The organism is Streptomyces sp. VTCC 41912 (assembly GCF_045799175.1).
GTDB lineage: Bacteria > Actinomycetota > Actinomycetes > Streptomycetales > Streptomycetaceae > Streptomyces > Streptomyces albulus_C.
On record NZ_JBJMAB010000026.1, the window covers coordinates 90,922 to 117,917 of the forward strand.

25 protein-coding genes are annotated in these 26,996 nt (G+C 74.3%); 13 read left to right on the plus strand and 12 right to left on the minus strand.

All coding sequences use genetic code 11. The features are described 5' to 3' along the window. Window positions 1-58 precede the first annotated feature (58 nt). Together ACJ6WD_RS28870 and ACJ6WD_RS28875 are read right to left on the minus strand one after the other, a co-directional pair. Window positions 59-1,336: a glycosyltransferase gene (locus tag ACJ6WD_RS28870; RefSeq protein WP_407616821.1), complete on the minus strand. Its 1,278-nt coding sequence runs from the start codon at window positions 1,334-1,336 to the stop codon at window positions 59-61. Continuing rightward, complete coding sequence (locus ACJ6WD_RS28875) at window positions 1,333-2,166, minus strand: MerR family transcriptional regulator (RefSeq protein ID WP_407616822.1); 834 nt, start codon at window positions 2,164-2,166, stop codon at window positions 1,333-1,335. The genes ACJ6WD_RS28870 and ACJ6WD_RS28875 overlap by 4 nt, the downstream gene beginning before the upstream one ends. Before the next feature lie 274 nt (window positions 2,167-2,440). Here ACJ6WD_RS28875 and ACJ6WD_RS28880 point away from each other — a divergent pair, with 274 nt between their 5' ends. Both ACJ6WD_RS28880 and ACJ6WD_RS28885 read left to right on the plus strand, forming a co-directional pair. Then, complete coding sequence (locus tag ACJ6WD_RS28880) at window positions 2,441-2,932, plus strand: hypothetical protein (RefSeq protein WP_407616823.1); 492 nt, start codon at window positions 2,441-2,443, stop codon at window positions 2,930-2,932. A gap of 97 nt (window positions 2,933-3,029) precedes the next feature. Next, window positions 3,030-4,382 carry an ATP-binding protein gene (locus ACJ6WD_RS28885; protein WP_233658688.1) on the plus strand — a complete coding sequence of 451 codons (1,353 nt, stop codon included), beginning with the start codon at window positions 3,030-3,032 and terminating at the stop codon, window positions 4,380-4,382. A 74-nt stretch (window positions 4,383-4,456) separates the two neighbouring features. Here the strand turns inward: ACJ6WD_RS28885 and ACJ6WD_RS28890 are convergent, their stop codons facing one another. The 7 genes from ACJ6WD_RS28890 to ACJ6WD_RS28920 all read right to left on the minus strand — a co-directional run bounded on the left by ACJ6WD_RS28890 (window position 4,457) and on the right by ACJ6WD_RS28920 (window position 8,965). Beyond that, the gene (locus tag ACJ6WD_RS28890) at window positions 4,457-4,852 is read right to left on the minus strand and encodes a GntR family transcriptional regulator (protein ID WP_016570717.1); all 396 of its coding nucleotides are present in this window, start codon (window positions 4,850-4,852) and stop codon (window positions 4,457-4,459) included. Between the two features lie 136 nt (window positions 4,853-4,988). Further along, window positions 4,989-5,972, minus strand: a complete 984-nt coding sequence (locus ACJ6WD_RS28895) for an ABC transporter permease (RefSeq protein WP_407616824.1) — start codon at window positions 5,970-5,972, stop codon at window positions 4,989-4,991. Next, the gene (locus tag ACJ6WD_RS28900) at window positions 5,969-6,907 is read right to left on the minus strand and encodes an ABC transporter ATP-binding protein (protein ID WP_376442647.1); all 939 of its coding nucleotides are present in this window, start codon (window positions 6,905-6,907) and stop codon (window positions 5,969-5,971) included. Before ACJ6WD_RS28900 ends, ACJ6WD_RS28895 begins: the two co-directional genes overlap by 4 nt. Window positions 6,908-7,020: 113 nt before the next feature. Beyond that, window positions 7,021-7,506, minus strand: a complete 486-nt coding sequence (locus ACJ6WD_RS28905) for a GNAT family N-acetyltransferase (RefSeq protein ID WP_016570714.1) — start codon at window positions 7,504-7,506, stop codon at window positions 7,021-7,023. 165 nt (window positions 7,507-7,671) lie between these two features. Next, window positions 7,672-7,872, minus strand: coding sequence for a DUF397 domain-containing protein (locus ACJ6WD_RS28910; protein WP_016570713.1), 201 nt, complete (start codon window positions 7,870-7,872; stop codon window positions 7,672-7,674). 62 nt (window positions 7,873-7,934) lie between these two features. Then, window positions 7,935-8,132, minus strand: coding sequence for a DUF397 domain-containing protein (locus tag ACJ6WD_RS28915; protein ID WP_407616825.1), 198 nt, complete (start codon window positions 8,130-8,132; stop codon window positions 7,935-7,937). After that, window positions 8,129-8,965 carry a helix-turn-helix domain-containing protein gene (locus tag ACJ6WD_RS28920; RefSeq protein WP_407616826.1) on the minus strand — a complete coding sequence of 279 codons (837 nt, stop codon included), beginning with the start codon at window positions 8,963-8,965 and terminating at the stop codon, window positions 8,129-8,131. The genes ACJ6WD_RS28915 and ACJ6WD_RS28920 overlap by 4 nt, the downstream gene beginning before the upstream one ends. A 763-nt stretch (window positions 8,966-9,728) precedes the next feature. On the opposite strand from ACJ6WD_RS28920, the gene ACJ6WD_RS28925 reads away from it, so the two are divergent. Both ACJ6WD_RS28925 and ACJ6WD_RS28930 read left to right on the plus strand, forming a co-directional pair. Next, window positions 9,729-10,901, plus strand: a complete 1,173-nt coding sequence (locus ACJ6WD_RS28925; protein WP_376442641.1) for a methyltransferase domain-containing protein — start codon at window positions 9,729-9,731, stop codon at window positions 10,899-10,901. Window positions 10,902-10,988: 87 nt separating this feature from the next. Beyond that, entirely contained in the window at window positions 10,989-11,792 is an 804-nt protein-coding gene (locus tag ACJ6WD_RS28930; protein WP_233661638.1) for an exodeoxyribonuclease III, read from the plus strand. 39 nt (window positions 11,793-11,831) lie between these two features. On the opposite strand, the gene ACJ6WD_RS28935 is transcribed toward ACJ6WD_RS28930, so the two are convergent. Further along, window positions 11,832-12,581 (minus strand): MerR family transcriptional regulator, encoded by a 750-nt coding sequence (locus tag ACJ6WD_RS28935; protein ID WP_233661641.1) that lies wholly within the window; start codon window positions 12,579-12,581, stop codon window positions 11,832-11,834. A 288-nt stretch (window positions 12,582-12,869) separates the two neighbouring features. Between ACJ6WD_RS28935 and ACJ6WD_RS28940 the strand changes: the two genes are divergently transcribed. The 4 genes from ACJ6WD_RS28940 (at window position 12,870) to ACJ6WD_RS28955 (ending at window position 16,583) form a co-directional block, all read left to right on the plus strand. After that, a complete protein-coding gene (locus ACJ6WD_RS28940; protein ID WP_331249931.1) occupies window positions 12,870-14,417 on the plus strand; it encodes an NAD(P)/FAD-dependent oxidoreductase in 1,548 nt (515 codons plus the stop codon). Beyond that, a complete protein-coding gene (locus tag ACJ6WD_RS28945) occupies window positions 14,414-15,379 on the plus strand; it encodes an alpha/beta hydrolase (protein WP_331249932.1) in 966 nt (321 codons plus the stop codon). Before ACJ6WD_RS28940 ends, ACJ6WD_RS28945 begins: the two co-directional genes overlap by 4 nt. Then, window positions 15,376-16,254, plus strand: coding sequence for an SDR family oxidoreductase (locus ACJ6WD_RS28950; RefSeq protein ID WP_233661635.1), 879 nt, complete (start codon window positions 15,376-15,378; stop codon window positions 16,252-16,254). Before ACJ6WD_RS28945 ends, ACJ6WD_RS28950 begins: the two co-directional genes overlap by 4 nt. 134 nt (window positions 16,255-16,388) lie before the next feature. After that, window positions 16,389-16,583, plus strand: a complete 195-nt coding sequence (locus ACJ6WD_RS28955) for a hypothetical protein (RefSeq protein ID WP_016570701.1) — start codon at window positions 16,389-16,391, stop codon at window positions 16,581-16,583. Between the two features lie 132 nt (window positions 16,584-16,715). On the opposite strand, the gene ACJ6WD_RS28960 is transcribed toward ACJ6WD_RS28955, so the two are convergent. Next, a complete protein-coding gene (locus ACJ6WD_RS28960) occupies window positions 16,716-20,096 on the minus strand; it encodes a S41 family peptidase (RefSeq protein WP_407616832.1) in 3,381 nt (1,126 codons plus the stop codon). 250 nt (window positions 20,097-20,346) lie between these two features. Continuing rightward, window positions 20,347-21,567, minus strand: coding sequence for a cytochrome P450 (locus ACJ6WD_RS28965; RefSeq protein WP_233661633.1), 1,221 nt, complete (start codon window positions 21,565-21,567; stop codon window positions 20,347-20,349). Window positions 21,568-21,734: 167 nt separating this feature from the next. On the opposite strand from ACJ6WD_RS28965, the gene ACJ6WD_RS28970 reads away from it, so the two are divergent. The 5 genes from ACJ6WD_RS28970 (at window position 21,735) to ACJ6WD_RS28990 (ending at window position 26,881) form a co-directional block, all read left to right on the plus strand. Further along, the gene (locus tag ACJ6WD_RS28970; protein WP_407616827.1) at window positions 21,735-22,877 is read left to right on the plus strand and encodes an energy-coupling factor ABC transporter permease; all 1,143 of its coding nucleotides are present in this window, start codon (window positions 21,735-21,737) and stop codon (window positions 22,875-22,877) included. Window position 22,878: 1 nt separating this feature from the next. Then, a complete protein-coding gene (cbiQ, locus tag ACJ6WD_RS28975) occupies window positions 22,879-23,640 on the plus strand; it encodes a cobalt ECF transporter T component CbiQ (RefSeq protein WP_016573287.1) in 762 nt (253 codons plus the stop codon). Further along, a complete protein-coding gene (locus ACJ6WD_RS28980) occupies window positions 23,628-24,401 on the plus strand; it encodes an energy-coupling factor ABC transporter ATP-binding protein (protein ID WP_038519935.1) in 774 nt (257 codons plus the stop codon). The genes cbiQ and ACJ6WD_RS28980 overlap by 13 nt, the downstream gene beginning before the upstream one ends. Window positions 24,402-24,539: 138 nt before the next feature. After that, window positions 24,540-25,730 (plus strand): serine hydrolase domain-containing protein, encoded by a 1,191-nt coding sequence (locus ACJ6WD_RS28985; RefSeq protein ID WP_407616828.1) that lies wholly within the window; start codon window positions 24,540-24,542, stop codon window positions 25,728-25,730. A 368-nt stretch (window positions 25,731-26,098) separates the two neighbouring features. Continuing rightward, window positions 26,099-26,881 (plus strand): SDR family NAD(P)-dependent oxidoreductase, encoded by a 783-nt coding sequence (locus tag ACJ6WD_RS28990; protein WP_233661629.1) that lies wholly within the window; start codon window positions 26,099-26,101, stop codon window positions 26,879-26,881. Window positions 26,882-26,996: the final 115 nt, after the last annotated feature.

The following is a 26,996-nucleotide window of genomic DNA, read 5'->3' on the forward strand; positions in this document are numbered from 1 at the left end:
CCGGGGATGTCCGGTGGGGGCTTTCGTGTGGGGTGGGGCGTGGGTGACGGGGTGTGGGTCAGGGGGCGAGGCGGGTGAGGGCGTTGAGGGCGGTGGTGGGGCCGTCCTCGGTGGTGAGGTGGTGGGCGGCGGCGCGGGCGCGGGTGCGGAGGTTCGGGGCGGTGGTGGCCTCGGTGAGGGCGGCGGCGAGTCGGGTGACGGCGTCGTCGGGGGAGGCGGCCCGGGTGAGGGCGGTGACGGGGAGGGCGGCGGTGGCGGCGCCCAGGGCGGCCAGGCGGGCGGCCCAGAAGGGTTGGTCGGCGGTGAACGGGACGGGGACGGACGGGATGCCGGCGCGGAGCGCGGCGGCGGAGGTGCCGGCGCCGCAGTGGTGGACGGCGGCGGCGACGCGGGGGAAGAGCAGGGCGTGCGGGACCGGGGTGGGGACCGTGAGGACGTCGTCGGCGGGGGAGTCGGCGGCGGTCAGGCCCGCGTTGCCCGACAGCAGGAGACCGCGCAGGCCGGCGCGGCGCAGGGCGCGGACCGCGACGCAGCTCAGGCGTTCGGTGTCGGTGGCGGTCATGCTGCCGAAGCCGATGGAGACCGGGGGCGGGCCGGCGGCGAGGAAGTCCTCGACGGCGGGCGGGAGCTGGGCGTCCGGTGCGAGGTGGGGCCACCAGTAGCCGGTGATGTCGAGGCCGGGGCGCCAGTCCGTGGGGCGGGGGACGAGGAGTTCACTGAAGCCGTGCAGGACGGGCCAGTTGGCGGTCTCGGTGCGGCGGCGGACCGTGCCGGGGGTGGCGGGCGGCAGGCCCAGGCGGGTGCGCAGGGCACGGGCGGCGTCGGTGTGGAGGCGGTCCACGACGCGTAGCGAGAGGCGGCCGGCGGCGCGGTTGCCCCAGCCGCCGAGCCGGCGGCCGCCGCTGAGGACGGGGGAGAAGGCGCGGGTCGGCGCGGTGGGGACGAGGTAGGCGCCGACGGTCGGGATGTCCAGGGCCTCGGCGACGTGCCAGCCGAGTGGGGCCGTGGTGGTGGACAGCAGCAGCAGTTCGGTGTCCGGGGTGACGGCGTCGGCCAGGCCGGTGCCGAGGTGTGCGACGAAGGTGGCGGCGCGGCGCATCAGGGCGCGGCGGGTGGTGGGGGTGCCCGGACCGTCGCGGTCGGCGCCGTGGGCCGGGGTGGCGCCGGGGTCGCCGGGCAGGCTGCGGAAGCCCAGGCCGGCGGCGCGGACCAGGGGGGCGTGGCTGTCGTGGGTGGCGAGGGTGACCTGGTGGCCGGCGGCCTGGAGGCGGGTGCCGAGGCCGGTGTACGGGGCGACGTCGCCGTGCGAGCCGGCGGCGGTGAGCAGGATGTTCATGGGGCGGCCTCGGGGCGGGTGGGGGCGGGGCCGGTCGTGGGGTCGGCGTCGGGGGCCGGGGGCGACTGGCGGACCGCGTTGGCGTGGACGGCGGTGCGCAGGTACGGGGCGAGGCCCGGGCGCTGTTCGGTGGGTGGGACGAGCAGGGCGAAGGCGCGGGGGTCGGCGGCGAAGTCGTCGGCGATCCGGCCGTGCATGTCGGTGGGGCAGGGGGTGAACCAGCGGGTGAGGTGGCGGCGGTGTTCCTCGGCGAGGTCCATGGCGCGTTCGCCGTCGGCCGGTTCGCCGGCGTCGAAGGCGGCGGTCAGCCGGGCCCGCCAGGCGGTGGCCTCGGCCATGAGCTGCGTCCAGTCGTCCTTGGTGTGGGTGGCGGCCCGGGCCATCGAGCGGCGGTAGCCGTCGCTGTCGTGCCACTTGCGGTCGGCGTCGGTGGCGTAGGTCAGGTCGAAGGCGATCTCGCCGAAGACCTCGAAGCGTTCCTGCGGGGTCAGTCGGACGCCGGTCTGCTGCACCTCCATGGCCTGCTCGGCGACCTCGACCAGGCGCGTCAGCCGGTGGATCTCCTCGGTGAGCCGGCGGTGCCTGGCGCGGAGCTGGGTGAGGGCGTTGGCCTGGGGGTCGGCGAGGATCGTGGCGATCTCGTCGAGGGGGAAGCCGAGCTCCCGGTAGAAGAGGATCTGTTGGAGCCGGGCGAGGTCGGCGTCGCTGTAGAGGCGGTAGCCGGCGGGGCTGCGGTCGCCGGGGCGCAGCAGGCCGGTCCGGTCGTAGTGGTGCAGGGTGCGGACGGTGACCCCGGCGAAGGCGGAGACCTGGCCTACCGGGTATCCCATGGGGTGCCTTTCGCTGGTGGGTGGGGTGGTGCGACGGGGGTGGCGCTGCACGCGGCGTGGGTCAAGGGTGTGGCCTGACGTGACGTGAGGGTCAAGGGGAGGGGGCGGGGGCGGTGTCGGTATGTGAGAGGGGGGCGTCGGATCGGCGGGACCGCCGTTACATTTGTCGGGAAACAGCTATTCGCTCGTGTGTGCGCATCCTGTACGAGCTTGTGTGCACAGCGTGCACGTGGTGCGCAGTCCGTCCGCCCGTCCGCCGCTGCCCGAGGATTCCGTGAGACCAGCAATCCCCACCGCCCGAGCCGCCTGGGCCGTCGGCGCCGTGCTGCTCGCCGCGCTGCTCGCGGGGCTGCTCGGCGCGGTGCTCACGGGGTGCGGCGGGCCGTCTCCGCTGCTGCGGGACGAGGGGCCGCCGGTGGCGCCGTCCGCCCCGGCGCGCAGCGGCCCGGTCTACGCGGCGGGGGAGGCCGGGCAGCCGTTGCAGCGGCCGGACGCGCTCCCGCTGGGCGACACCGCGCGGCTGACCGGGCTGCGCTGGAAGTCGTGGGGCGGGCCGACCGCGGTGGCCGTCGGCGGGCTGGTCGGGGACTGGTGCGCGCCGCAGTGCGTGCGCACGCCGTACGAGGTGACGGTCACCTTGAGCGGACTACAGAGACAGCTGGGGTTCGCGTACTACGCCAGCGCCGGGGTGGTCGCACCCGAGGTGCACGGCGCGAAGGCCGCCGAGCTGGGGCGGGTGAGCCTGCACCTGCCCGACGTCGAATAGTTCGGACGGTCCGACGTCGGGCCCGGGGCCGGGTGGCGGGCGGTGTGCTCGCGCCGGGGACGGGACCGGGGGACGAACGGAACGGAGAAGGGAACGGATGGGGCTGCGCGCCAAGATCGGTATCGCGATCTCCGCCACCGCGGCGGTGGTGGCGGTGCTCGTCGGGGTGCTCGTCCACCACCGCACCGTCAACGCCCAGCTCGACCTGTCCGGGCACACCCTCGACAGCCGGTTGCAGACCACCGTCCAGGACCGGGCCGCCGGCATCGACACCGGGCGGGGACTGATCAACCCCAAGGACCTGCCGGGCCCGCTGCGGGCCCTGGTGGAGGGCGGTCGGCGGGGCGTCTACCTGGAGCTGGGCGGCCGTACGCCGTACCTGTGGGCGGCGACGAAGCTGGGGCCGGACATCGTCGCGCTCAAGCGTCCCTACGACCGGGAGCAGCAGACCGTCCGGGCGCTGGACCGGATGCTGTGGGTGGCCGGGGCGGCCGGTACGGGGCTGGGCTGCGTGGTCGGGCTGCTGGTCGCGCACCGGCTCGGGCGGCGGCTGACGGCCTCGGCGGCGACCGCCCAGCGGATCGCGGAGGGCGATCTGGGCGCCCGGTTGCCGCGCACCGGGAACGACGAGATCGCGCAGCTCACCGCGGCGGTGAACACCATGGCGGAGGCGTTGGCGGGCCGGTTGCGGGCGGAGCGCGACGTCACCGCGAACATCGCCCATGAACTGCGGACCCCGGTCGCCGGCCTGGTCACCGCGGCCGGGCTGCTGCCGCCGTCGCGGCCCGCCGAGATGGTGCAGGAGCGGGCGGCGCGGGTGCGCGGGCTGATGGAGGACGTGTTGGAGGTGGCCCGGTTGGACGCCCGCACGGAGGAGGCGGACCGGGAGGTGCGTCCGCTGGGGGAGCTGGTGCGGCGGGCGGTCTCGGCGTCCGGCCAGGCCGGTGGCCAGGGGGCCGGGGCCGGCGGTGGCACGGCGGGGCGGGGCGCTTCGGAGCCGGACCGGGCGGCGGCCGGTCCGGGGGCCGTGGACGGGGCGGTCCGGGTGCGGGTGTTGGCCGACGGGCTGGTGGAGACCGATCCGCGGCGGGTCGAGCGGATCCTGGTCAACCTGATCAGCAATGCCCGGCGGCACGGCGCGGAGCCGGTGACGGTCGAGGTCGACGGCGGGCTGATACGGGTGCGGGACGCCGGGCCGGGCTTCCCGGAGGCGCTGTTGGCGCACGGTCCGCAGCGGTTCCGCACGAGCGGCGGCCGGGGCGGTCCGGGGCTGGGCCTCGGGCTGACCATCGCCGCTGGTCAGGCCCGGGTGCTGGGCGCCGGGCTGCGCTTCGCCAACCCGTCCGCGGGCGGTGCGCAGGCCACCGTCGACCTGCGGGGGGCGCTGTGCCCGGAGGGGGACGACGGGGCCGGGGAGACCGGAGCGGGCGGGGCCGCTGGCGGGCGGTGAGCCGGGGCGGCCGGCCGCGGACGCCCGCCCCCCCCGCACCGTCCGCCCGCGCGCGGCCCGTCCGGCCCGCCGGCTCACGCGTCCGGGAAGCGGTCCTCCAGGACGGAGTTCAGCAGGGCCCGGACGTCCTCGCGGTCCAGGCCCTCGGCCCGGGCGCGCTCCATCCAGGCGCGCAGTTCCTCGCGCAGCACGGCGTCGGCCGCGGAGTCGGGGCGGGCCAGGGTGCGGCTGACGAACGTGCCGAGCCCGGGCCGCGGCTCGACCAGGCCCTCGCGCTCCAGCTCGCGGTACGCCTTGAGCGTGGTGTTCGGGTTGACCTTGGTCGAGGCGGCGACCTGCGCGGCCGTGGGCAGCCGGTCGCCCTCGACCAGGATGCCCAGCCGCAGCGCCTGCTGGACCTGCTGGACGATCTGGAGGTAGGTGGCGACGCCGCTGCGGCGGTCGATCCGGAATTCGACGGCGCTCACCACCTCTCTGCCTCTGTGCTCGTTTCGGTGCGGCGGGTGCGGCCGGTTGGTCCGTGGGGACCGGGCCGGCCGACCGCTTGATGATCGGGCCGTCCGCGGCGGGTGTCAAAGCGCCCCCCGCGGTGCGGCCGGTCCCGTTTCAGAGGGGCCGCCGGGTCGCCCGCCACACCACGAACGCCAGCACCAGGGCGGTCAGCGCCAGCAGGATGCCCGCGCCGAGCCACTGCATCCCCGGCATCTGGTCGAAGTTGTAGTACTGGGTGACGTGGTTGACGATGCCCTTGGAGGCTCGGCAGGCCTCGGGCTTGGCGTCGCCGACGCAGGTGCTGAAGCCGAAGAGCCGGCCGTCGGCGGTGGCCACCCAGTCGTCCATCTGGATCGCGCCGCGGGGCACGCCGGGGCTCTCGCCGTTGATCGGGTAGGTGAGGTTGTGCAGCGTGCCGAGCTTCGGCCGCACCTTGTCGCTCCAGATCACGTCCACCACCACCACGGTGAACGCGGTGGCCACCATCGCCGGGATCATCCGCTTGATGAGCTTGCCGAGGGCGATGCCGCAGGCGGTGACGAACAGGGTCTTGGCGACCAGCACGGGCCCGGTGGCGTCGAACGGGCCGCTGTTGAGCCAGTCGCCGCTGACGATCAGCTCGTGGCCGGGCAACCAGAGCCACCGGAAGACCAGTGACAGCAGGAGCGTGCAGGCCGCCACGAGCGCCAGGGGCACGGCGAGCGTGCTGGCGAGCCAGCGGCCGCGGCTCACGGACTGGGTGGTGACCAGTTGGAGGGTGCCGCGCTCCAACTCGGAGGAGATCAGCGGGGCACCGAGGAAGGCGGCGACGATCAGCGGCACGGCCTCCAGGAACTGGATGTCGGCCTCGAACGTCCCGCCGAAGCGGATGCGGAAGTCGTCCCCTGAGGAGCCGAGGCCGGCGGTCTTGGTGCCGAGGTACTCCATCAGGCCGATCCGCTGGTACGAGAAGAGCGCACAGGCGGCGAGGGTGACGAGGATGCCGGTGAGCAGCGCGGCGCGGTGCCGGCGCCAGACCAGCCAGACGGTGCCGCGCAGCGGGCCGGAGGCGGTGCCGGCGACCGTGCCCGCCTCGGGGGTGGTGGTGGCGGTGCTCATGCCGCGGTCTCCTTCAGGGCCTCGTCCATGATCAGGGCGGGTGCGTCCGGGGAGCGCATGCAGGCCAGCAGGATCTCCTCCAGGCTGGGCGGCATGGCGTCCCAAGGCGTGTCTCCGGGGGCCCCGGAGTGGGTGGGCAGCGGCCCCTCGGGGCGGATCAGGGCGCTGAACTGCCGTCCGCTGACACGGGATTCGACGATCGTGTGCCGCTCGGTCAGCTCCGCGGGCACCCGGTCGTCGACGGCCCGTCCGGTCACCAGCATGTGGGCCGGCACCAGGGCCTCGGTCGGGCCGGCCATCCGCAGCCGTCCGCCGGCCATCACGAGGAGGTAGTCACACATCTCCTCGACCTCGGCCAGCATGTGAGAGGACATCAGGACGGTGGTGCCGTGCTCGGCGACCTCGGCCATCAGGAGCCCGGACAACTCGTCGCGGGCCAGCGGGTCCAGGTCGGACATCGGCTCGTCGAGGAGCAGCAGTTCGGGGCGCTTGCCGAAGGCGACGGCGAAGGCGACGCGGGTGCGCTGGCCGCCGGAGAGGGTGCCCACCCGGGCGTCGAGCGGCACGTTGCCGGAGCGGACGATGCGTTCGGCCACCGCCTGGTCCCAGCGCGGGTTCAGCTCGCGGCCGAGGCGCAGCGTCTCGGCGACCGTGAAGCGCGGGTAGAGCGGCTTGTTCTGCGCGAGGTAGGCGACGCGCTTGAGGACGGCGGGGCTGCTGACCGGGACGCCGCACATCCGCAGGGTGCCGGCGGACGGCTCGACCAGGCGGGCCGCGATGTTCAGGAAGGTGCTCTTGCCGGCGCCGTTGGGGCCGACCATGGCGCAGACGCGCCCGGCCGGGAGCCGGAAGGAGCACTCCCGCAGCGCCCACCGTCGGCGGTACTGCTTCCCCAGGTCCTCGGCCTCGATCGCCCAGGGGCTCGGGTCGTGCATGGTGGATCCCCCCTTTAGCTAGTTAATTAGTGGAATGAGTATGGAGAGACGGCAGGGTGCATGTCAAAGCGCAAGGAGCCCGGTGGCGGCCGGCGGCGCCCCGGGCGGTGCGGCTAAGCGTCCCCGACCAGCGGTTTCGCCATGCAGCGGCTCGATTCGTACGTCCGGAAGTAGCCGAACTTCTCTACGAGCGCGTAGCCGCTGGACGCGTACAGGGCGAGCGCCTCGGGCTGCTCGATGCCGGTCTCCAGCACCATCCGGGTGCGGCCCGCGGCCCGGGCGTCGGCTTCGAGCGCGGCCAGGATCCGCCGGGCCAGACCGCGGCCGCGGGCCGTCGGCACCACGAACATCCGCTTGATCTCCGCGTCGCCGGTGGCGTACCCGGAGGCGGTGTCGTCCTGGACCCGCCAGCCGCCGGTGGCCAGCGGCCGGCCGTCCTCGTAGGCGATCAGGTACAGGCCGTGCGGCGGCAGGAACATCTCCGGCGCCAGCGGGGTCACGTCCCCGTCGCCGCCGTACCGCCGGACGTACTCCTGCTGGACCTCTTCGTCGAGCCGGAGCGCGTCGGGGTGGTCATAGCGGACGGGGCGTATCTCCATTCCACGAAGCGTACGGAAGCGACGGGCGGGGCGGAAGCGGCGGATCGGACGGGTGGGCGGGGCGGCCGAGGAGGCGCGGTAGCGCCCCTCCTGACCTGCGGAAACGTGAGGCGCCCCCGCCGGGAGAGGGGATTCCGGGCGGGGGCGTCGTCGTGTTCTCTGCCCTCAGACGTGCGTCCGCTTCGCCAGCGCGACGAGGCCGGCGAACGCCTGGGGGGTGAGGTGCAGGTGCGGGCCGCCCGGGTCCTTGGAGTCGCGAACGGGGACCGTGCCGCGGGTGGCGGCGAGGTTGGTGGCGACCTCGATGCACTGGCCGCCGTTGCCGCTGTAGGAGGACGTGAACCAGCGGGGGGATTCGGTCGTCACGGGGAACCCTTTCGAAGCTGATCGATCAAGGCCACGGATGCCGCTTGGGGGAGTGGTCGTGGTCAGCCCTGGGACTTGGCGAAGTCGACCAGTTCCGCCCATACGCCGACGGAGAGGGTCAGGTGCGGCCCGGTGGGGGTCTTGCTGTCCCGGACCAGGATTTCACCGGTGTGCCGGGCGTGCTCCGGAGCCCATTCGATGCAGGCGCCGCCGTTGTTGCTGTAGGAGGACGCGATCCAGCGGGGGGAGTGGGTTGTCACGGGGTGCCCTTTCGTAACTCATGAACCATGGCCACAGACGCCGCCTGAGAGAGGGCTTCGGCTTGTAGCTGATGGTATGCCGCCAAGAGAGGCAGGACGGAGGGGCTTTCCCGCTCAAGGTGTCCCCGTTGCGCGGACTCGGCGTAGGACACGAGCGAACGGTCTGGCAGCGTCAGTACGTACAACGGCAAGTCGAACGGGCGGTGCTCTCCCATGCTGTAGGGCGCGATCTGAAACACGCTGTTCGGCAACTCCGCGAACTCCAAAAGGCGTTCAAACTGAGCTTGCATGACCTCACGGCAGCCGACGGGGCGTCGGATGCAACTCTCGTCCAGGACGGCGAAGATCAGGGGTAGGCGTGCCCGATCCAACGCAGCTTGACGTTCGACAACGGTCGACACGCGTTCGTCAGCCTGCTCAGACGTGATCGCGCCACGCTTGACCGCGCTCGCGGCGAGGGTCGACGCGTACTCGGGCGTCTGCAACAGGCCCGGGATTACGCCTACTTCATACAGGCGGATCTCTGCCGCCTTCGCCTCGGCGGCCTTGTACTCCGGGAAGCCCTCCAGTAAGCCGCCGTGTTTGATCTCGCGGTACTCGCTCTCGAAGGCGTCCGCCGTGCCGGTCAGGCCGAACGCCACGTCTGCGCTACGCGAGAACCGAAGAGTCGGAGGCTTCCGGGCAGTTTCGACCGCCGAAATGTGCACGCTGGAATACTCCGTGCGGTCGGCCAGGTCATCTTGGGTCCAGCCGCGTGATTCTCGCAGGCTGCGTAAGCGCGCTCCGTAGGCGGCCTGCGGCGATGCTTCCGGGTTCAACTCACGACGATTCAAGAACAGTTCACCGACCCTTCGTTCCCTTCCAACAGGTTGAAGGTTGCCCAGGCGCGGTCCACTCTGAACCTCCCCAGTAGCGACACCGCTACGGAGAGCAAGGAGGGCTTGATGGCCAGTCCTGTTCGTACGCCCTATTCGGCGTGCGCTGAGGAAGGAACGAGGCTCGATGCCGCGTTGAAGGAGGTGGGGATCGATGCCCCGCCCAGCACGGTGTCCGTGACGGAGGACGGGGGCGTCATGGTGTCCCGGGTGGTTCCGCCGTTGCTCACGCCCAGTCAGACCGCCCGGTTGGCGCGGATCGTGCGGGCGGCGCGGGCGGGTGACGGGCGGCCGGACGACCTGAGCGCGCGCAACGCGGAGCGGACCAGGCGGGCGTTGGGGCCGAACGCGGGCAGGCGGACCGACGGGAGCGGCAGGCCGTGCAGCGCCTCCTAGGGCGCCTGCTCGCAGCTCAGCGGGGTGCCGCGCCGCGGTCGGACCCGGTGGGTGACGACGTGCCGGTGCGTTGCCCGGCCGGCCGGCACGACATGACGATCTGGGCCCCCGCGGTGTACCGGTGCGACGAACACGGCGTGACGCTCGTCGTCCACTCCCCGCCCCCGAAGACCCCCGACGCACGACGGAAGGAAGGACCCGTGTCCATGACGCGCAGCGCCGACGGTGGCGACAAGCTTCCCGGCGAGCCGTACCCCGGCCCCCACCAGCCGCCGACGCCCGACGGCGGCCCCGGCGTCCCCAACCCGCCCAAGGCCGACTGAAGATGACCGACGCACACCAGGAGCGCCCCAGCCGGACCGGGCTGGGGCGTGCCCTCATGGCGGCCGGCGCCCTCTCCTCCGACTGGGCTCCCGCCTACGCCGCCGTGCCCCGCGCCGCGTTCCTGCCCGACCTCATGTGGCCGTGGGACATGCGGGTCGGCGCGAGCGTGCCCGTCTCCCGGACGGACGACCCGGAAGCCTGGTACGCCCACGCGGACGCCGACTGCCCGATCGTGACGCAGTGGGACGACGGCGACCACACCGGCACCGCGCCCGGAGCGGTCTCCACCAGCTCGGCGTCGATGCCGTCGGTGGTGTTCCGCATGCTCCGGGACCTCGATGTGCGCCCCGGCCACCGCGTCCTGGAGATCGGGACCGGCACCGGCTGGAACGCGGGTCTGCTGGCGCACCGCGTCGGGCCGGAGAACGTGGTCACGGTGGAGGTCGACGGGGCGGTCGCCACCGCCGCGCGGGCGGCGCTGGGGCGGTTCGGCAGCCCGGTCGAGGTCGTGCACGGGGACGGCTTCGAGGGGCACCCGGCGGGCGCGCCCTACGACCGCGTCGTCGCGACCTGCGGCCTGCGGGCCGTCCCGTACGCGTGGCTGGCGCAGTGCCGGCCGGGCGGGGTCATCGTGGTCCCCTGGGGCACCCACTTCGGCAATGGGGACGCGGTGGCCCGGCTGGTCGTGAGCGACGACGGGCGGAGCGCGTCCGGTCGGTTCACCGGGCCCGTGGAGTTCATGAAGCTCCGGGCGCAACGCCTGCCGCCGGTCGTCCACCGGGACTACGTGCGCGGGAGCGTGGCCGACGGTGACGAGAGCGCCACGTCCGTCGCGGAGGACGCGTTCGTCGTGGGGCCGTTCGACGCCCTGCGCTTCGTCCTGGGGCTGCGGGTGCCGCGCTGCCTCCAGGTCGCCGGGGAGAAGCGGGACGGTGCGCGGCCGGTCTGGCTGTACGGGCTGGGGGACCGGTCGTGGGCCTGCGTGCAGTTCCGGGAGGGCCGGGCCGCGCGGGTCTGGCAGCACGGGGACCGTCGGCTCTGGGACGAGGCGGAGGCCGCCTACCGGTGGTGGACGGCGCGCGGCCGGCCCGCGCACGACCGCTTCGGGCTGACCGTCGGGGCCGGCGGCGCGCGGGCGTGGCTGGAGCGCCCGGCGGATTCCTGGCGGCTTTGACGTCGCCGCCGGGAGGCGTGGCGGCCGGCGGTCGGTCGCGGTGGACGGGTCGGACGCGGCCGGTGCGGCGCCGGGTAGGGTGCCGGGATGCTGACCGTGACCTCTGTGAACGTGAACGGGCTGCGGGCCGCGGCCAAGAAGGGCTTCGTGCCGTGGCTGGCCGGGACCGACGCCGATGTGCTGTGCCTCCAGGAGGTGCGGGCCGAGACGGCCCAGCTGCCGGCGGAGGTGCGGGAGCCGGCGGGTTGGCACGTGGTGCACGCGCCGGCCGCCGCCAAGGGCCGGGCCGGCGTCTCGCTCTACACGCGGCGGGAGCCGGAGCGGGTGCAGGTGGGCTTCGGGTCGGCGGAGTTCGACGACAGCGGCCGGTATGTGGAGGTCGACCTGCCGGGCGTGACGGTGGCCAGCCTGTACCTGCCCTCCGGCGAGGTCGGCACCGAGCGGCAGGACGAGAAGGAACGCTTCATGGCGGAGTTCCTGCCGTACCTGGTCGGGCTGCGGGAGCGGGCGGCGGCGGCCGGCCGCGAGGTCCTCGTCTGCGGCGACTGGAACATCGCCCACCAGGAGGCCGACCTGAAGAACTGGAAGGCCAACCAGAAGAAGTCCGGCTTCCTGCCGGAGGAGCGGTCCTGGCTGTCCGCCGTGCTGGACGCGGAGCAGGGCGGCTACGTGGACGTCGTCCGGGCCCTGCACCCGGAGGGCGAGGGGCCGTACTCGTGGTGGTCCTACCGCGGGCGTGCCTTCGACAACGACGCGGGGTGGCGCATCGACTACCACGTGTCCACGCCCGGGCTGGCGGCCCGCGCGGTCAAGGCGTACGTGGAGCGGGCGGACAGTTACGACCAGCGGTGGAGCGACCATGCGCCGGTGACGGTGGCGTACGGGGCGTAGTCCCACCCGCGCCGTTCGCGGAGCCGGCCTTCCGGGGGTTCAGTCCTCCCGGGGGGCCGGCTGTTCGTGCGCGGCCTCCTGGGCGCCGGGGGAGCGCGGAGCGGGCGTCCCGCCGGTCAGCAGGGTCTCCAGCTCCGTGCGGATGCGGCGGTCCATGGCCATGGAGAGTTCGGCGTCGACGACGCCCTTGGCGAGCGGGCGGAGGTTCTCGACGCTCTCGGTGGCGCGGGGCAGGTCCTGGAGCGTGGGGACCAGGTGGGTGCGGATGAGGGTGGTGAAGATGTCGGCGAGGGCGTCGGCGTGCGCGCGGACCCGGCCGCCGGCCTCCAGCACCGCGGCCAGCGGGACGCCCTGGGCGATGAGGCTGGTGGAGACGTCCAGCAGGCGCCGGCTGATGTGCACGAACTCGTCGCCGTCCACGGCCAGATAGCCCAGGGCCAGGGAGGCGGTGAGGTTCTCCGGGGTGACCTCGCCGCTGAAGTGGTCGGCCAGCTCCTCGGGGGTGAGGCGGACCGGGGTCTCCTCGGACCAGGGGGTCAGCAGCGGGCTGGGCAGGCCGAGGAGTTCGCCGACGTCGCGGCCGGTCTCGAAGGCGGTGAGGAGTTCGGCGATCCCGCCGAGGGTGTGGCCGCGCTCCAGGAGGGCGGCGATGGTGCGCAGGCGGGCGAGGTGGTGCTCGTTGTACCAGGCGATCCGGCCTTCGCGGCGGGGCGCCGGGATGAGCTTGCGCTCGCGGTAGAAGCGCAGGGTGCGGACGGTGATGCCGGCTTCCCTGGCGAGGTCCGCCATCCGGAACTCGCGTTCCTTCGCGGGGTCTTCGGGTGTCGCGGGCGGGCCGTCCGCCGCGTCGTCGCGGGGGCCCGCGTTGCTGGGGGTCTGCGCTGCCGCCTGGTCTGCCACGGGGTCAGCCTATGCGGGACGGGTCCGCCGGGGCTGTGAGGTGACCGGAGGTAACTTCCTGCCGCCGAACCCCTACCGCTCAGTACGGGACTGCCTTACGCTCCAACCGTGCCAATCGTGCCAGTGATTGCTGGCGCGATTGGGGGACGGTGGAGCGTCGATGCGAGAGGTGGCGGCATGGCCGACGACGGGCAGCGGCACGTGCGGGTGGCGGTGATCGGATCGGGGTTCGGCGGCCTGGGCGCCGCCGTACGGCTGCGGCGGGCCGGGATCACCGACTTCGTGGTTCTGGAACGGGCGGACTCGGTGGGCGGCGCCTGGCGGGACAACACCTATCCGGGGTGCGCCTGCGACGTGCCCTCGCACCTGTACTCGTTCTCGTTCGCACCCAACCCGGCGTGGCCGCGCAACTTCAGCGGCCAGCGCCACATCCGGGCGTACCTGGAGCGGGTGGCGGACACGTTCGGGCTGCGGCCGCACCTCCGCTTCAACGCCGAGGTGCGCCAACTGACCTGGAACGGCGAGAAGGTGTGGTGGGAGGTCGAGACCGCGCAAGGGTCGTTCACCGCCGACGTGGTGGTGTCGGCGGCCGGTCCGCTCGCCGACCCGCAGATCCCCGACGTCCCCGGGCTGGCGGACTTCCCCGGCAAGGTCTTCCACTCGGCGCGCTGGGACCACGACTACGACCTGCGCGGCAAGCGGGTCGCGATGATCGGCACCGGGGCCTCGGCGATCCAGATCGTGCCGGCGATCCAGCCCGAGGTGGGGCGGCTGACGGTGTTCCAGCGGACCCCGCCGTGGGTGATCCCGCGGGCCGACCGGCGGATCAGCGGGGTCGAGCGGTGGCTGCACACCAAGGTGCCGGCCACCCGGCAGATGCGCCGCCAACTGCTGTGGACCATCCGCGAGTTGCAGGTCAGCGCCTTCACCAAGCGGCCCAACGAGCTGGGGCTGGTCGAGACCCTCGCCAAGGCCCACATGCGCCGGGCGGTCAAGGACCCGGCGCTCCAGGCCCGGCTGACCCCCGACTACCGCATCGGCTGCAAGCGGATCCTGCTGTCCAACACCTGGTACCCGGCGCTGACCCGGCCCAACGTGGACGTGGTGTCGTCCGGGCTGCGCGAGATCCGGGGCAACGTCCTCGTCGCGGCGGACGGCAGCGAGGTCGAGGCGGACGCGATCGTCTTCGGGACCGGCTTCCACGTCACCGACATGCCGATCGCGAAGCGGGTCACCGGCGCCCGGGGCACCACCCTGGCGGAGGAGTGGAAGGACGGCATGGAGGGCCTGCGCGGCACCAGCGCGACCGGCTTCCCCAACTTCCTCACCATCATCGGGCCCAACACCGGCCTGGGGAACAGCTCGATGATCCTGATGATCGAGGCGCAGCTGAACTACCTCGTCGACTACATGCGCCAACTCGACGTGCTCGGCGACCGGATCGCCCTGGACGCCCGCCGGTCCGCGGTGGACGCATGGACCCGCACCGTCCAGCAGCGGATGACCCGCACGGTCTGGAACACCGGCGGCTGCGACAGCTGGTACCTGGACGCCAACGGGCGCAACACCACCGCCTGGCCCGGCACCACCGCGGAGTTCCGCCGCGAGACCCGGCAGGTGGACCTCGCCGAGTACGAGGTGATCCGGCCACCCCGCACGGAACCGGACGACGCACCGGCCCGGACCGGCACCGGCCGGGCGGCCACCGAGGAGGTGGCGGCATGAGGCAGCCCGCGCACCTCACCCAGGGCCGCTACGCCCCGCCGGTGCCCCGCAGGACGCTGGACGTCACCTCCGCCGACGGGTCCCGGCTGTACGCCGAGGTCCACGGGCCCGAGGGCGCCCCGACGGTGGTCCTGTCGCACGGCTGGACCTGCTCGACCGCCTTCTGGGCGCCGGTCGTCCGGGACCTGGCCGACACCCACCAGGTGGTGGCCTACGACCAGCGGGGGCACGGGCGCAGCCCGGCCGGCCCGCCCGCCGGCCACAGCACCCGCGCGCTCGCCGACGACCTGGTCGCCGTCCTGGAGCAGACCCTCGCACCCGGGGAGCGGGCCGTCATCGGCGGGCACTCCATGGGCGGCATGACGATCATGGCGGCCGCCGAACGGCCGGAGCTGCGCGCCCGCGCCGCGGCGGCCCTGCTGTGCAGCACCGGCAGCGCCGACCTGGCGTCCGAGGCCCGGGTGTTCCCGCTGCCCACCCCAGGTGGCCGCCGCCACGCGCACCGACTGCTGCTGGGCTCCCGCGCCCCGCTCGGCCCGGTCTCGCCGCCCGCCAAGTGGGCCCTGCGGTACGCCACGATGGGCGCCGGGGCGAGCGCCGAGCAGATCGAGGCGTGCGCGCGGATCGTGCACGCCTGCCCGTCGGGCGTCCGCGCCCGTTGGGGACACATGCTGTACGAGCTGCAACTCACCCGCGGCGTGAGCCGGTTGGAGGTGCCGACCGCGGTCCTCGTGGGCACCGCGGACCGGCTCACCCCCGTCGTGCACGCCCGGCGCCTGGCCTCCGTCCTCCCGCGGTGCGCGGGGCTGACCGAACTGCCCGGCCTCGGGCACATGACCCCGATCGAGGACCCGGACGCGGTCGCCGGGTGTCTGCGGGACCTCGTCCGCGACCATCTGGCCACCGCCCCGGCCCCCCGGGGCGGGCGTCCGGCCCGGCAGAAGAAGGAGAAGACGGCGTGAACGGAAGCAAGCTCGACGGGCAGGTCGTGGTCGTCACCGGCGCGGCGCGCGGGGTCGGGGCACTGCTGGCGCGCAAGCTGTCGGCGCGCGGCGCGACCCTGGCACTGGTCGGTCTGGAGCCGGACGAACTGCGCGAGGTCGCCGCCTCGTTGCACGGCCCGGCCCACCACTGGCACGCCGACGTCACCGACCACGAGGCGATGGCCGAGGTCGCCGAGCAGGTCAAGGTCCGCTTCGGCAAGGTCGATGTGGTGGTCGCCAACGCCGGGGTGGCGACCGGCGGCCCGTTCGTGCACTCCGATCCGGTGGCCTGGCGGCGGGTCATCGAGGTCAACCTGATCGGCGGCGCGGTCACCGCCCGGGCGTTCCTGCCGCTGCTGATGGAGTCCCGCGGCTACTTCCTCCAGATCGCCTCGCTCGCCGCGCTCACGCCGGCGCCGATGATGAGCGCGTACTGCGCCTCCAAGTCGGGCGTGGAGGCGTTCGCGCACAGCCTGCGCGCGGAGGTCGGCTACAAGGGCGTCCGGGTCGGCGTCGGGTACCTGAGCTGGACCGACACCGACATGGTGCGCGGCGCCGACCGGGAGGACCTGATGCGGGAGTTGCGCGCGCGACTGCCCTGGCCGTCCAACAAGACCTATCCGCTGGGCCCGGCCGTGGACCGCCTCGTGGCCGGCATCGAGCGCCGTTCCGCGCACGTCTACGGGCAGTGGTGGCTGCGCGGGATGCAGTCGGTGCGGGGCCATCTGCCGTCGCTCATCGGGACGGTGGGGCAGCGCGAGATGCGGCGGTTCGGGGACCGGCTCGACGGGTTCCGGCCCGGGCTGGTCGGCGCCGGCGGCGAGGCGGACGAGAAGGCCCGGCTGAACGGGTAGCGGGGGCGGGCGGGACCGCTCCGACCTGCGGTCGGCCACGGAGAGTGTCCGATTGTGATCGAAATGCGACGAATGCCGGTTCGTGTCACGCTGGTCGAGCCCGATCCCCCAACACCCCAACAGGAGTGAACAGCATGGGCATCGAAGACCAGTTCAAGGACAAGGCGCAGCAGCTCAAGGACGAGGCCAAGCGGCGGGCCCAGCAGGGCCAGGAGCGCGGCAAGCAGCAGGGCCAGGAGCGTGGCAAGCAGTCCCAGGAGCGCGGCCAGCAGGCCCGCGAGCGCGGCCAGCAGTCGCTGGACGACATCGAGGACCGCTACCAGAGCTGACGCCCGGGCGTCCGTCGTGACGGACGTCTGACGTCTTCTTGAACGAGGGTCGTTCGTCCTCGTGGAGAGGCGCATCCGGTGATCCCGGGTGCGCCTCTCCGGCGTGCCGAAACCGAGGCCGAAAGCCGGTTCTCAGTGGGCGCCGCGCGGGGGCAGCGGGGGGCGCCGGCGGTCCGGGACGTCCGAGAGGTCCGGCGGGTCCGCCGCGGGGTGCCGGTCCAGGAGCTCCAACGCGGTGCGCACCGCGACGCCGAGCTGCGGGTGCCGGCCCTCCGCCCAGTGCAGCGGCGAGCGCAGCGCCTCGATGTCGACCTCGACGCCGTGGTTCTCCACGCCCCACCCGTAGAGGTGGAACCAGGCCGCGTTCATCGGGACGGTGATCTGGGTGCCGTCGCCGAGCCGGTGCCGGCCGGTCATGCCGACCACCCCGCCCCACGTGCGGGTGCCGACCACCGGCCCGATGCCCTGGAGCTTGAACGCCGCGGTGATCATGTCCCCGTCGGACGAGGTCATTTCGTCGGCGAGGGCGACCACCGGGCCGCGCGGCGCGTTGCTGGTGTACGACACCGGCTCGGCGTCCCGGGTCAGGTCCCAGCCCATGATGGTGCGGGTCAGCTTCTCGATGACCAGCTCGGAGATGTTGCCGCCGGCGTTGCCGCGCACGTCCACGATCAGCGCGGGCATCGCCACCTCCCGCCGCAGGTCGCGGTTGAACTGCGCCCAGCCCGAACCGCCCATGTCGGGGATGTGCAGGTAGCCGCACCGGCCGTCGCTCAACTCCCGCACCACGGCCCGCCGTTTGGCCACCCAGTCCTGGTAGCGCAGCGGCCGCTCGTCGATCAGCGGGACCACCGCGACCCGCCGGGCGTGGCCGTTGCCCACCGCCTCCGGAGCGCCGGGGTCCGCAGGGTCCTCGCCTTCACCCTCACCCGGCGGGGGATGGGCGGCGGGCGGGGAGAACGTCAGCTCCACGGTCGTCCCGCCCGCCGCGGCCAGCAGCGGGTACGGGCCGGTCACCGGGTCCACCGGGCGTCCGTCGACATGGGTCAGCGCACTGCCGTCGCGGACACCCGTGCCGGCCAGTGGTGAACGGGCCTTGGAGTCCGAGGACTCACCGGGCAGGATCCGCTTGACCACCCAACGCCCGTCCCGGCACACGAAGTTGGCACCGAGCAGGCCGATCGGGCGCTGGTAGTGCGGCGGCCCCTCGTTGCGCCGGGCGCCGCTGACGTAGGCGTGCGAGGTGCCCAGTTCGCCCAGCACCTCGCGCAGCAGGTCGGCGAACTCGTCGGGGCTGGCGACCCGTTCCAGCAGCGGCCGGTACTGCGCCAGCACGTCCTCCCAGTCGATGCCGCACAGCTTGGGGTCCCAGAAGTACGCCCGGACGATCCGGCCCGCCTCGTCGAACGCCTGCCGCCACTCCGCCTCCGGGTCCACGTCGTGCAGGATGCGCCGCAGGTCCAGATAGACCGTGGTGTCGCTGTCCGCCGGTTCGGCGGCGGGCACCGCGCGCAGCTCGCCCTCGTCGTTGACGACCAGCCGGGTGCCGTCGCCGCTGAGCGCGAACCCGTCCAGGGAGCTGGTGAGTTCGGTGCGCCGCGCCTTGGTCAGGTCGAAGTGCTCCAGGGTGGGCCGGCCGGAGGTGTCGGCCGGGTTGGCGAAGGTCTCGCCCAGCGCACCGGAGATCGGCCAGCGCAGCCACACCAGGCCGCCGCCGCTGACCGGTTTCAGCGCGGAGTACTTGGACGCGGAGACCGGGAACGGCGTGACGCGGTTCGCCAGCCCCTCCACCTCCACCAGCACCGGACCCTCGCCGGGCGGCGGGCTCTCGTCCGGATCCAGCCCGCCGGCCGCCGGCCGCCCCTCCGGGGACAGCGCGAACGGGGACGGCGTCGCCGACGACAGCGGCACCAGGTGGGGGCGGCACCCCAACGGGAACGACAGGTCGCCGGTGTGCACGTCGTAGACCGGGTCGAATCCGCGCCAGGACAGGAAGGCGAGGTACCGGCCGTCCCGGGTGAACACCGGCTGCTCGTCCTCGAAGCGGCCGTTGGTGACGTCCACGACGTGCCGGTCCGACAGCCGCGCCATCTTGATCATCCGCAGGCTGCGGCCGATGCCCGGGTGCGACCAGGTGAGCCACCGCGAATCCGGCGAGAAGGCCAGGTCGCGCACCGGGCCGTTGCCGGACCGGGCCACCTCGGTGACCTCCTGGACCGGCCCGCCGTCCGCCGGCCCGGCCTCCTCCGGCGCGCCGGTCTCCACCAGCAGCAGCCGCCCGTCGTGGGTCGCCACCGCCAGCCGCTCGCCGTCCGGCGCCGAGACCAGCTCGTGCACCCGGCCCAGTGCCCCGGCCGCCAGCCGGCGCGGGGTGCCCGGACCGCTGGCCCGCGGCAGGTTGGTGACCTCGACGGCGTCCTCGCCCTCGGCGTCCGTCACGTACGCGATCCGCCCGGTGGCGCCCAGCATCACCGGCAGCCGCACCCGCACGCCCGGGACGTCGTGGATGGTGCGGGCCGGGCCGTCGCGGTGGGTGAGCCAGTACAGGCTGCCGCGGACCCCGACCGCGCTGGCCCGCCCGGTGGCGTCCACCGCCAGGCCGGTGACGTGCGAGGCGGCCGGCACCTGGTAGCTGCGGCGGCCGGCCCGCGGCCCGCCCAGCCGCACCGCGAGCTTCCGCGGCACCGCGTCCGGCGACAGGTCGTCGATCAACCACAGGTCGCCGGCGCACTGGTAGACGATCCGGGAACCGTCGGTCGAGGCGTGCCGGGCGTAGAAGTCGGGGTGGTCGCTGTGCCGGCGCAGGTCGGTGCCGTCCGGCAGGCAGGAGTAGACGTTGCCGACGCCCTCGTGGTCGGAGAGGAAGGCGATCCGGCCGGCGGTGAACATCACCGCGTCCAGATGCCCTTGCAGGTCCGGCAACAGCCGGGTGCCGTGCAGCCACATCCGGCCCATCGCCCCGCCCCGGTAGCGCTTCCAGGACGCCGGCTCGTGCGGCGGCTTGCCGCTGAGCAGCAGGGTCCGCCGCTCCCCGGCGAGGTCGGCCAGCGCGATGTCGGCGACCGGCCCCCAGGGCAACTGGCCGCCGGGACTGCCGTCGGTGGGCAGGCAGTAGGCCCACGAGTAGTACGAGAACGGCTGGCCGTGCGAGGACACCGCGAGGATCTGCGCCTGCCCGTCGTGGTCCGGCGGCGTCCAGCCGCACACCCGGGCGTCGGTGCTGCCCCAGTACGTCAACCGGCGGGCCGGCCCGCCCGCCACCGGCACCAGGTGGATCTCCGGGTCCAGGCTGCGCCAGGTGGTGAAGGCGATCTGCGTGCCGTCGGGCGAGAACCGCGGGTGCCCGACCCGGGTCCGGTCCACGGTCAGCCGCCAGGCCCGGCCCGGCTCCGCCCCGTCCGGCGCGAGCGGCGCCAGCCACAGGTCGTCCTCGGCGGCGAAGCAGAGCAGGTCGCCGTGGAGGTGCGGGTACCGCAGGTACGAGCCGGGCGGCCGGTCCGGCCCGCTCGGCACGCGCCGCAGCCGCCCGCGCGCCCCGGCGCCCTCCGCCGTCCCCTGGTCCTTGGTGACCGCGACGGAGTCCGCGCGGTCCGCGTCGTCCGGCCCCGGGAGCGGCCCGGTGGCCTCGGGTGCATCGCTCACCCCACCCATGGTTTCGGCGCCGCGGGCGGGCGGCAAGTCGGCCTGTCCGGGCGGCCCGCCCGGCCGGCGCGTTCCCGGCCGCGCGGCACGTGCCGCGCCCCGTGCCCGGGAACGGAAAACCTCACCCCCGGCCGGTGACGAACGGCAGCGTCGCGTACCGCCGCACGTAGTGGCCGTCGGCGAAGGTGCCGCCGGCCGCGTCCACCGCGAAGTCGGGGAAACGGGCCAGCAGTTCCGCCAGCGCGACCCGCGCCACCAGCCGGGCCGCGGCGGCACCCAGGCAGTGGTGCGGGCCGTGCGTGAAGGCGAGGTGCTGCGGGCCGTCGCGGGTGAGATCCAGCCGGTCGGCGTCCGGGCCGAACGCGCGCGGGTCGCGGTTGGCGGCGCCGTACAGCAGCAGCACCTTGCGGCCGGCCGGGACGGTGCGGCCGTGCAGGGTGGTGTCGGCGGTGACGGTGCGGGCCAGGCACTGCACCGGAGAGGTCAGCCGGAGCAGCTCCTCGACGGCCGCCGGCAGCCGGGCGGGGGCGTCGAGCAGGGCGCGGCGCCGGTCCGGGTCGGCGGTCAGCAGCTCCGCGGCGCCGCCCAGCAGGCCGGTGGTGGTGTCGTTGCCGCCGGCGACCATGGTGAACGCGAAGCCGAGGATCCGCAGCAGCGCGGTGTCGTCGTCCGGCAGCAGTCGCACCAGGTCGGAGACGGTGTCGTCGGCCGGTTCGGCGCGCCGCCGCGCGACCAGCTCCGTGAAGTAGCCGAACAACCCGCCCACCGCCTCGACCGCGGCCAGCGGGTCGCCCAGCGCGTTGGCCTCCACGATGGCGTGCGTCCAGCCGTCGAAGCGGCCCCGGTCCGCCTCCGGCACGCCGAGGTAGCGGCCGACGACGAAGCTGGGCAGCGGCTTGAACAGCTCCGCGACGATGTCGCAGTCGGCACCGAGCCCGGCGATCCGGTCCAGCCGGTCCCGGACGAAGGCGCGCACGTCCGGCTCGATGGCGGCCACCCGGCGCGGGGTGTAGCCGCGGGTGATCAGCCGCCGGAAGTCGGTGTGTTCGGGCGGGTCCAGCATCACCATCGGGGCGGCGTCGGTGATGCCGAGCCGCTCCCGCTCGCCGTAGGTGAAGGTCAGGCCGCCGGCCGAGGAGAACCGCTCGGTGTCGCGGGCGGCGGCGAGCACGTCCGCGTAGCGGGAGAGCACCCAGTAGTCGCCGTCGTCGACGTGGTGCAGCGGATCGCGGTCCCGCAGGGCCGCGTACATGTCCCACGGGGCCCGCCAGCCCTCTCCGGCGCAGGGCGTGAACGCGGCGGGACCGGAGACGGGGGCCTGGGGTGCTTCCTGGGCAGCCATGGCCGGGAGGGTGCGGGAGCGGGGCACAAGAGTCAATGGCGATGCGGGGGCGGACGGGGGCGCGCGGCGGCGGCCGGACCGTCCCGCATCGCGGGCGCTCTTGCAAGTTAGTTGCAGGACCCACATCATCGTCGGGTTGCGGAGCCAGAAGCGAAAGAAGCCTGAAGATGCACGTACCCGACGGATTCATCAACGCGCCGGTGTCGGCGGCGGCCGGTGTGGTCGCCGCCGCCGCGGTGGCGGTCAGCCTGCGCGGCGCCCGGCGCGAACTGGCGGGTGGCGGAACGGGCGGCGGCACCGGCGCGGACCGCACCGCGCCGCTCGCCGGCCTGGTCGCGGCGTTCATCTTCGCCGTGCAGATGCTGAACTTCCCGGTCGCCGCCGGCACCAGCGGGCACCTGCTGGGCGGCGCCCTCGCGGCGATCCTCGTCGGCCCGTACACCGGCGTGCTGTGCGTGTCCGTGGTGCTGCTGATGCAGGGCGTGCTGTTCGCCGACGGCGGGCTGACCGCGCTCGGCATCAACATCTCCGACATGGCGCTGACCACCACCGTCGTCGCCTACGGCGTCTTCCGGCTGCTGGTGAAGGTGCTGCCGCGCAGCCGCCGTTCGATCACCGTCGCCTCGTTCGCCGCCGCCCTGCTCTCCGTGCCCGCCGCCGCGGTCTGCTTCACCGCCCTCTACGCCCTGGGCGGCACCACCGACGTGCCGATCGGCAAGGTCTTCACCGCCATGGTCGGGGTGCACGTGCTGATCGGCATCGGCGAAGCCGTGATCACCGCCCTCACCGTCGGCGCCGTCATCGCGGTCCGCCCCGACCTCGTGTATGGCGCCCGCGACCTGGCCCGCCCGCTCCAACTGCGCACCTCCCCGCTGGCCGGCACCGCCCCGGCCGCCGCGCCCGACCAGACGGCCGAAGAGCCGGCCCCGGCCCCGATCCCGGCCCCCGCGCCCGCCACCCCCCGCCGCTCGACCCGCCCGCTGTGGCTGGCCGGCCTCGCCGCCGCCCTGCTGTGCGCCGGCGGCCTCAGCTACTACGCCTCCAGCAGCCCCGACGGCCTGGAGAAGGTCGCCCACGACAAGGGCCTGGACACCAAGACCGAAGCGCACGCCACGGCCGACTCCCCGCTCGCCGACTACAGCGTCAAGGACATCGCCAACCCGCGGCTGGCCGGCGGCCTCGCCGGCGTCATCGGCGTCGCCGCCACGCTCGCCGTCGGCACCGGCGTCTTCGTCGTGCTGCGCCGCCGCAAGGCCGCCGCCGACGCCGCCCCGGCCGTCGCCGCCCCCGCCCCCGCAGAGCAGGACTGACATGGGCGCAGGCCACGCCCACAAGCTCTACCGGGACGGCGCCTCCCCGGTCCACGCCCTCCCGGCGCACTGCAAGATCGCCGCGGTCTTCTCCTTCGTCCTGGTCGTCGTCGCCACCCCGCGCACCGCCGTCTGGGCGTTCGCGCTCCACGCGGTGCTGCTGGCGGCGGTCGCCGCGGCCGCCCGCGTCCCGGCCGGCTTCCTGCTCAAACGGCTGCTGATCGAGGTGCCGTTCGTGGCGTTCGCGGTGCTGATGCCGTTCGTCGCCCAGGGCCCGCGCACCCACGTCCTCGGACTGGACCTCAGCGTGGGCGGCCTGTGGGGCGCCTGGAACATCCTCGCCAAGGGCACGCTCGGCGTCGCCGCCTCCGTCCTCCTGGCCGCCACCACCGAACTGCGGCAACTGCTGCTGGGCCTGGAACGGCTGAAGATGCCGCCGCTGCTCGTCCAGATCGCCGCCTTCATGATCCGCTACGGCGACGTGATCACCGACGAGATGCGGCGGATGCGGATCGCCCGGCTCTCCCGCGGCTTCGAAGCGCGCGGCGTGCGCCACTGGGGCGTGCTCGCCACATCCGCCGGCGCCCTGTTCATCCGCTCCTACGAGCGCGGCGAACGCGTCCACCTCGCCATGGTCAGCCGCGGCTACACCGGCACCATGCCCGTCCTCGACCGGACCACCGCCACCCGCACCCAATGGACCCGCGCGGCCGCCCTCCCGCTCGCCGCACTGGCCGTCTGCCTCCTGGGATGGACCCTGTGAGTACCACCGCCCCCGCCCCCTCGCTCGCCGTCGCCGGCCTCGCCTACGCCTACCCCGACGGCCACCAGGCCCTGTTCGGCGTCGACCTGACCCTCCAGCGCGGCGAACGGGTCGCCCTGCTCGGCCCCAACGGCGCCGGCAAGACCACCCTCGTGCTGCACCTCAACGGCATCCTCGAAGCCGGCGCGGGCTCGGTCACCGTCGCCGGCCTGCCAGTCGCCAAAGCCCACCTCGCCGAGATCCGCCGGCGGGTCGGCATCGTCTTCCAGGACCCCGACGACCAGCTGTTCATGCCGACCGTCCGGGAGGACGTGGCCTTCGGCCCGGCCGCCGCCGGCCTGCGCGGCGCCGCGCTCGACGCCCGCGTCACCGAGGCGCTCGACCGGGTCGGCATGACCGCCTTCGCCGACCGCCCGCCGCACCACCTCTCCTTCGGCCAGCGCCGCCGGGTCGCCGTCGCCACCGTCCTCGCCATGCGCCCCGAGATCCTCGTCCTGGACGAGCCGTCCTCCAACCTCGACCCGGCCTCCCGCCGCGAACTCGCCGACATCCTGCGCTCGTTGGACGTCACCGTCCTGATGGTCACCCACGACCTGCCGTACGCCCTGGAGCTGTGCCCGCGGTCCGTGGTGCTCTCCGACGGGGTGATCGTCGCCGACGGCACCACCCAGGAACTGCTCTGCGACGAGGAGCTGATGCGCGGCCACCGCCTGGAACTGCCGTTCGGCTTCGACCCGCGCTCGGTGACCCTCCCCGGCTGACCGCCCCACCCCACGGGCGGATGTGAGGAAGACCACGGCCCCTGGCCCTGGCGGCGCCCCTGGTCATGAGCATGGATCCCGACGTTGCACCATTGATGGGTCACCGAAGCGACGGAAAAGCGGGAAGCAGGATTCAGGGTGGACGTCCAGGGCGCGGTCGAGGACGGCTTCGAGCCGGTCCGGGACGCCTTCGCAGCCAACTTCGCCGAGCGCGGCGAGCGCGGAGCGGCGGTGGCCGTCTACCGGGACGGCCGCAAGGTCGTCGACCTCTGGGGCGGCACCAAGGACGGCGACGCCGAGCCGGGCGACGCCACGGCCGTCCCCTGGGAGCCCGGCACCGCCCAGATCGTCCGCTCCGCCACCAAGGGCATCGCCGCCACCGTCCCCCTCCTGCTGCACCAGCGCGGCCAGCTCGACCTGGACGCCCCCGTCGGCACCTACTGGCCCGAGTTCAAGGCCGCCGGCAAGGACCGCGTCCTGGTCCGCCACCTCCTCGCGCACCGCGCCGGCGTCCCCGCCCTGGACACCCCGCTCACCCCCGCCCAGGCCATCGACGGCGTCAGCGGCCCGGCCGCGGTCGCCGCCCAGGCCCCCGCCTGGACGCCCGGCACCGACCACGGCTACCACGCCCAGACCTACAGCTGGCTGCTGGGCGAACTCGTCCTGCGGGTCACCGGCCGCACCCTCGGCACCTGGGTCGCAGACGAGATATCCCGGCCCCTCGGCCTCGACCTGTGGATCGGCCTGCCCGACGAGGCCCGCCCCCGCGTCGGCCGCCTCACCCGCGTCGAGGCCCCGCCCCGCCCCGCCTCCGCCGGCCTGCGGGCCCGCCCCAAGAAGTCCGTCACCGACGCGTACGCCGACCCGACGTCCCTCACCAGCCGCGCCTTCGCCGCGATCTCCCCGGCCCCCGACGAGAACGCCGACGCCTACCGCGCCGCCGAACTCCCCGCCTCCGCCGGCATCGCCACCGCCCCCGCGCTGGCCCGCGCCTACGCCGCACTCATCGGCCCCGTCGACGACCACCCCCGGCTCTTCGCCCCGGCCACCCTCACCCTCGCCCGCACCGAGGAGTCCGCCGGCCCCGACCGCACCCTCCTCGTCGCCACCCGCTTCGGCCTCGGCTTCATGCTGCACGGCCCGTCCTCCCCGCTGCTCGGCCCCGGCTCGTTCGGCCACCCCGGCCGCGGCGGCGCACTGGCCTTCGCCGACCCGGAGCGCGGGATCGCCTTCGGCTACGTCACCAACGGCATGCAGCCGAACGTGACCGCGGACCCGCGGGCGCAGGCGTTGGTCAGGGCCGTTGCCGTTGCCGCCGTGGGCGGTTGATTTTTCGCACGTTGTCGGGTTTCCCGCCGTTCTGCCGTTCCGCCGTTCCGCCTTCGGCGGGTGGGGTGTTGTGGGGTGGTGCCCCCTTGTTGTGGGTGGTGCCGGGTCCGGGGGCTGCGGGGCGTGTGGTCGGACTGCTGCGCTTTACGTCCGACCACACGCCCCTCCGCCCCCGGGCCCTCCCGTACGTGGCGGGGCGCGCCCCGGTGGGGGTGGGGGAGAAAAGCCCTGGGGCTTTCCGTGCAGTGAAGAGCCTTGCCCCGGTGGGGAGTTGGAGAGGAGAAGCCGGGAGGGAGCAGAGAAAGCCGGGGAGCGGAGAAAATCAGGGAGCGGCAGAGAAACCCTGGGGTGCGGGTAGGTAACCGTTCATGAGGCGATTCGAGGGGTACCGGGTACTGATCACGGGGGCCGGGCGGGGCATCGGTGCGGCCACGGCGCGGCGGTTGGCCGACGAGGGGGCCCGGGTGTTGGTCACCGACCTGGACGGGGCGCGTGCCGAGGAGGCCGCGCAGGCGATCCGGGCGGACGGCGGGGCCGCGGAGGCGCGGGCCTGCGACGTCGGGGACCGGGGCGCGGTGGAGGCGGCCGTCGCACAGGCGGTGGAGCGCTTCGGCGGCCTGGACACCCTCGTCAACAACGCCTTCGGCTGCCACCCCGACGCACCCCGTTTCGAGGACACCCCGGACGACGACTGGGCCGCCGACCTCGACGCCACCCTGACCGGCGCGATGCGCTGCGCCCGGGCCGCGCTGCCGCACCTGGCCGCCGCCGGTGGCCGCGGCTCGATCGTCAACATCGGCTCGGTCAACGGCATCCAGGACTTCGGCAACCACGCCTACAGCGCCGCCAAGGCGGGTCTGGCCAGCCTGACCCGCACCCTCTCCGGCCACGCCGCGCCCCGCGGCGTCCGCGTCAACCTCGTCGCGCCGGGCACCATTCACACCCCCAACTGGGCCGGCCGCGAGGACCACCTCGAACGGGCGGCGGCCGTCTACCCGTTGGGCCGCGTCGGCCGCCCCGAGGACATCGCCGCCGCCGTCGCCTACCTCGCCTCCCCCGACGCCTCCTGGGTCACCGGCGTCACCCTTCCCGTGGACGGCGGCATCCTGGTCGCCAACACCGAACTCCGCCAAGCCCTCCACGGCACCTGACCCCCCGGGGCTTTTCTCCCCCACCCCCACCGGGGCGCGCCCCGCCACGTACGGGAGGGTCCGGGGGCGGAGGGGCGTGTGGTCGGACGTAAAGCGCAGCAGTCCGACCACACGC

Coding starts and splice junctions, on each gene's coding strand:
- ACJ6WD_RS28945 (WP_331249932.1), top strand. CDS start 14,414: ATGAGGCAGCCCGCGCACCTCACCCAGGGCCGCTACGCCCCGCCGGTG.
- ACJ6WD_RS28935 (WP_233661641.1), bottom strand. CDS start 12,581: ATGGCGGACCTCGCCAGGGAAGCCGGCATCACCGTCCGCACCCTGCGC.
- ACJ6WD_RS28970 (WP_407616827.1), top strand. CDS start 21,735: ATGCACGTACCCGACGGATTCATCAACGCGCCGGTGTCGGCGGCGGCC.
- ACJ6WD_RS28905 (WP_016570714.1), bottom strand. CDS start 7,506: ATGGAGATACGCCCCGTCCGCTATGACCACCCCGACGCGCTCCGGCTC.
- ACJ6WD_RS28870 (WP_407616821.1), bottom strand. CDS start 1,336: ATGAACATCCTGCTCACCGCCGCCGGCTCGCACGGCGACGTCGCCCCG.
- ACJ6WD_RS28885 (WP_233658688.1), top strand. CDS start 3,030: ATGGGGCTGCGCGCCAAGATCGGTATCGCGATCTCCGCCACCGCGGCG.
- ACJ6WD_RS28895 (WP_407616824.1), bottom strand. CDS start 5,972: ATGAGCACCGCCACCACCACCCCCGAGGCGGGCACGGTCGCCGGCACC.
- ACJ6WD_RS28875 (WP_407616822.1), bottom strand. CDS start 2,166: ATGGGATACCCGGTAGGCCAGGTCTCCGCCTTCGCCGGGGTCACCGTC.
- ACJ6WD_RS28955 (WP_016570701.1), top strand. CDS start 16,389: ATGGGCATCGAAGACCAGTTCAAGGACAAGGCGCAGCAGCTCAAGGAC.
- ACJ6WD_RS28930 (WP_233661638.1), top strand. CDS start 10,989: ATGCTGACCGTGACCTCTGTGAACGTGAACGGGCTGCGGGCCGCGGCC.
- ACJ6WD_RS28965 (WP_233661633.1), bottom strand. CDS start 21,567: ATGGCTGCCCAGGAAGCACCCCAGGCCCCCGTCTCCGGTCCCGCCGCG.
- ACJ6WD_RS28980 (WP_038519935.1), top strand. CDS start 23,628: ATGGACCCTGTGAGTACCACCGCCCCCGCCCCCTCGCTCGCCGTCGCC.
- ACJ6WD_RS28940 (WP_331249931.1), top strand. CDS start 12,870: ATGGCCGACGACGGGCAGCGGCACGTGCGGGTGGCGGTGATCGGATCG.
- ACJ6WD_RS28925 (WP_376442641.1), top strand. CDS start 9,729: ATGACCGACGCACACCAGGAGCGCCCCAGCCGGACCGGGCTGGGGCGT.
- ACJ6WD_RS28900 (WP_376442647.1), bottom strand. CDS start 6,907: ATGCACGACCCGAGCCCCTGGGCGATCGAGGCCGAGGACCTGGGGAAG.
- cbiQ (WP_016573287.1), top strand. CDS start 22,879: ATGGGCGCAGGCCACGCCCACAAGCTCTACCGGGACGGCGCCTCCCCG.
- ACJ6WD_RS28990 (WP_233661629.1), top strand. CDS start 26,099: ATGAGGCGATTCGAGGGGTACCGGGTACTGATCACGGGGGCCGGGCGG.